The sequence below is a fragment of the uncultured Alsobacter sp. genome (genome assembly GCF_945952055.1).
Classification (GTDB): Bacteria; Pseudomonadota; Alphaproteobacteria; order Rhizobiales; family Beijerinckiaceae; genus Alsobacter.
In genome coordinates this window covers 1-3,319 of the sequence record NZ_CAMFHB010000103.1, presented here as the reverse complement: position 1 = coordinate 3,319, position 3,319 = coordinate 1, and the positions used below count along the sequence as shown (strand labels likewise).

At 69.4% G+C, this 3,319-nt stretch carries 2 protein-coding genes; one reads left to right on the top strand and one right to left on the bottom strand.

Annotated elements, in window-relative coordinates; genetic code table 11:
- Positions 1-172: 172 nt before the first annotated feature.
- The gene (locus Q0Q47_RS31055) at positions 173-652 is read right to left on the bottom strand and encodes an Lrp/AsnC family transcriptional regulator (RefSeq protein ID WP_293869050.1); all 480 of its coding nucleotides are present in this window, start codon (positions 650-652) and stop codon (positions 173-175) included.
- A gap of 119 nt (positions 653-771) precedes the next feature.
- Here Q0Q47_RS31055 and Q0Q47_RS31050 point away from each other — a divergent pair, with 119 nt between their 5' ends.
- Complete coding sequence (locus Q0Q47_RS31050) at positions 772-3,189, top strand: transketolase (protein ID WP_293869048.1); 2,418 nt, start codon at positions 772-774, stop codon at positions 3,187-3,189.
- The last annotated feature ends 130 nt before the right edge of the window (positions 3,190-3,319 follow it).

Genomic DNA, 3,319 nt, shown 5'->3' with positions numbered 1-3,319 from the left:
AGAGTGTCAGGGATGTCCCCGAACAGCTGTCAGGTATGTCTCCGGGCTGTACACCTGGCCCGGGCATCCACGACTTTGCCTGGGCCGCCATACCCTTCCCCGGCAAAGTCGTGGGTGGCCGGGCCAAGCCCGGCCAGGACGGCGGATAACTTGGCGCAAATGGAAAGCGCAATCACCCCGCCTGCCCCAGCGGCAGCGAGGTCTTGTACTTCACCTGCTTCAGCGCGAACGAGGAGCGGATGTTGGCCACGCCCGGCAGCGTGGTGAGCCGCGTCAGGATGAACTGCTGCAGGGCATCGACGTCGGCCACGACCACCCGCAGCAGGTAGTCGCTGTCGCCCGTCATCAGGTAGCACTCCATCACCTCGTCGAAGCCTGAGATGGCGCGCTCGAAGGACTCCAGCGTCGCCCCGACCTGCCGGTCGAGCGTGATGTGGATGAACACGCTGACGCCCAGCCCGACCTTCCGCGGATCGAGCAGGGTCACGTAGCGGTCGACCACGCCCGCCCGCTCCAGCGACCGCACCCGCGCCAGGCACGGCGAGGGGGAGAGATGCACCCTTTCGGCGAGATCGACGTTGCTGAGGCGGGCATTCTCCTGCAGCTCGCGCAGGATGCGAATGTCGGTTGGATCGAGGCGCTCGGCCGGCATTCCATGCTTCCATAAAATCGGATCGAAGCAGGATATGCTGCGCAGGATCGCCATGACCAGCGTCTTCGGCAGTCTCTGCGGCGCCTGCCGCGCTACTCTTGCGGCAACGGGAGGACATCATGGGCAAGCGCGGCACGACCATCGGAGCGGGCGACCTGGAGATGCTGGCGGCGCTGGAGCGCAAGGCGCTCTGGCTGGCGACCTGGATCATCCACCACGCCAACCACGTCCGGCCGAACGACGACGGCCTGAAGGTCGGCGGGCACCAGGCCTCCTCCGCCTCCCTCAACACCATCCTGACCGCGCTCTACGGTGCCGTTCTGCGCCCCGAGGACCGCGTTGCGGTGAAGCCGCACGCCTCGCCCTCCTACCACGCCCTTCAGTACGTCTTCGGCCGCCAGACGCTCGACAAGCTGAAGGACTTCCGCGCCTGGAAGGGGGCCCAGTCCTACCCCTCGCGCACCAAGGACACCGACGACGTCGACTTCTCGACGGGCTCGGTCGGCCTCGGCGTCGCCCAGACGCTGTTCTCGGCGCTGGTGCAGGACTACGTGCGCGCCAAGGGCTGGAGCGACGGCCGCCCGGCGGGCCGCATGGTGGCTCTCGTCGGCGATGCCGAGATGGACGAAGGCAACATCTACGAGGCGCTCGTCGAGGGCTGGAAGCACGACGTCCGGAACTGCTGGTGGGTCGTCGACTACAACCGCCAGAGCCTCGACGCCGTGGTGCGCGAGGGCCTGTGGTCGATCTTCGACACCATGTTCCGCAACTTCGGCTGGGACGTCGTGATCGTGAAGTACGGCTCGCTGCAGCAGGCCGCCTTCGCCGAGCCCGGCGGCGACCGGCTCAAGGCCTGGATCGACGCCTGCCCGAACCAGGTCTACTCGGCGCTGTGCTTCCAGGGCGGCCCGGCCTGGCGCAAGCGGCTCCTCGACGACATCGGCGACCAGGGCCCCGTCACCGCGCTGATCGAGCGCCGCTCCGACGACGAGCTGGCGCGGCTCATGACCAATCTCGGCGGACATGACCTCGGCTGCCTGATCGAGGCCTTCGAGGCCGCGCGCAGCCACGACCGGCCGACCTGCTTCATCTGCTACACCGTGAAGGGCATGCACCTGCCGCTGCAGGGCCACAAGGACAACCACGCCGGCCTGCTGACGCCCACGCAACTCGAGGCGCTGCGGACGCGGGAGAACGTGCGCCCGGGCCATGAATGGGAGCCCTACGAGGGGCTGCCGGTGCCGGCCGACGCGATGCGCGACTTCGTTCGCCGCATCCCGTTCCTGCAAGGGAAGGACCGGCAGCTGAAGGCCGCGCGTATTCCCGCGCCGGCCTCGCTCGCCTTCACGCCGCAGGCCGCGATGTCGACGCAGCAGGGCTTCGGGCTGATCATGCACGAGCTCGCCCGCTCGGAGGAGCCGATCGCGAGCCGCATCGTCACCACCTCGCCCGACGTGACGGTCTCCACCAATCTCGGCGCCTGGGTGAACCGGCGCGGGCTCTTCGCCAAGGAGAGCACGGCGGACATCTTCAAGCGCGAGCGCATCCCGTCCACCTATGCCTGGGAGTTCTCGCCCAAGGGCCAGCACTTCGAGCTCGGCATCGCCGAGATGAACCTGTTCACGATGCTCTCGGCGCTGGGTCTCTCGCACGCCATCAACGGCGAGCGTCTGATACCGGTCGGCACGCTCTACGACCCGTTCATCTACCGCGGCGCCGACGCGCTGAACTATGCCTGCTACCAGAACGCCCGCTTCCTTCTGGTGGCGACACCGTCAGGCATCACGCTGGCCGGCGAGGGCGGCGCGCACCAGTCGATCGGCACGCCGCTGGTCGGCATGGCCCAGGACGGGCTGGCGAGCTTCGAGCCGGCCTTCGTCGACGAGCTCGCCGCCATCATGGCGTGGTCCTTCGATTACCTGCAGCGCGACGGCGAAGCGGAGCCCGACGCCGAGGGCTGGACGCGCGACGCCAATGGCGGCTCGGTCTACCTGCGGCTCTCGACCCGCAGCATCGCCCAGCCCCACCGCGCGATGACCCCGGACCTCGCGCGCGACGTCGTCGACGGCGCCTACTGGATGCGCAAGCCCGGCCCCAACTGCCAGGTCGTGGTCGCCTACACCGGCGCCATCGCGCCGGAGGCCATCGAGGCCGTGGGCCTGATGGCCGAGGACCGCCGCGACGTCGGCCTCCTCGCCATCACCTCCGCCGACCGCCTCAACGCCGGCTGGACCGCCGCCTGCCGCGAGCGCGAGGCCGGCGACGACGCGGCGCAGTCGCACGTCGAGCGATTGCTGTCGGATGTGCCGCAGGGCGCGGCGATCGTCTCCGTCATCGACGGCCATCCCGCGACGCTCGCCTGGCTCGGCTCCGTCCACGGCCACCGCACCCGCTCGCTCGGCGTGGAGCACTTCGGCCAGACGGGCACGCTGAAGGAGCTCTACCGCCACTACGGCATCGACGCCCACAGCATCCTCCGCGCCGCCAGCGCCCTCTCCCCCGGCCGCCCGATGCGGCAGATCTCGGCGGTGGGGTGAGGGCCGAGCTGGCTCCGCGGGCGTTTCGGGGCGCCCCGCCGCCGACCGGAGTTCCAGCTCGCTCCACCTCTCCACCGTCATGGCCGGGCTTGGTGTTTAGACCGGGGAGATGGTGGACACCTGTTCGGGG

Excerpts from the sequence above, each read along its gene's own strand:
- Q0Q47_RS31055 (WP_293869050.1), bottom strand. The coding sequence starts at position 652 with ATGCCGGCCGAGCGCCTCGATCCAACCGACATTCGCATCCTGCGCGAG.
- Q0Q47_RS31050 (WP_293869048.1), top strand. The coding sequence starts at position 772 with ATGGGCAAGCGCGGCACGACCATCGGAGCGGGCGACCTGGAGATGCTG.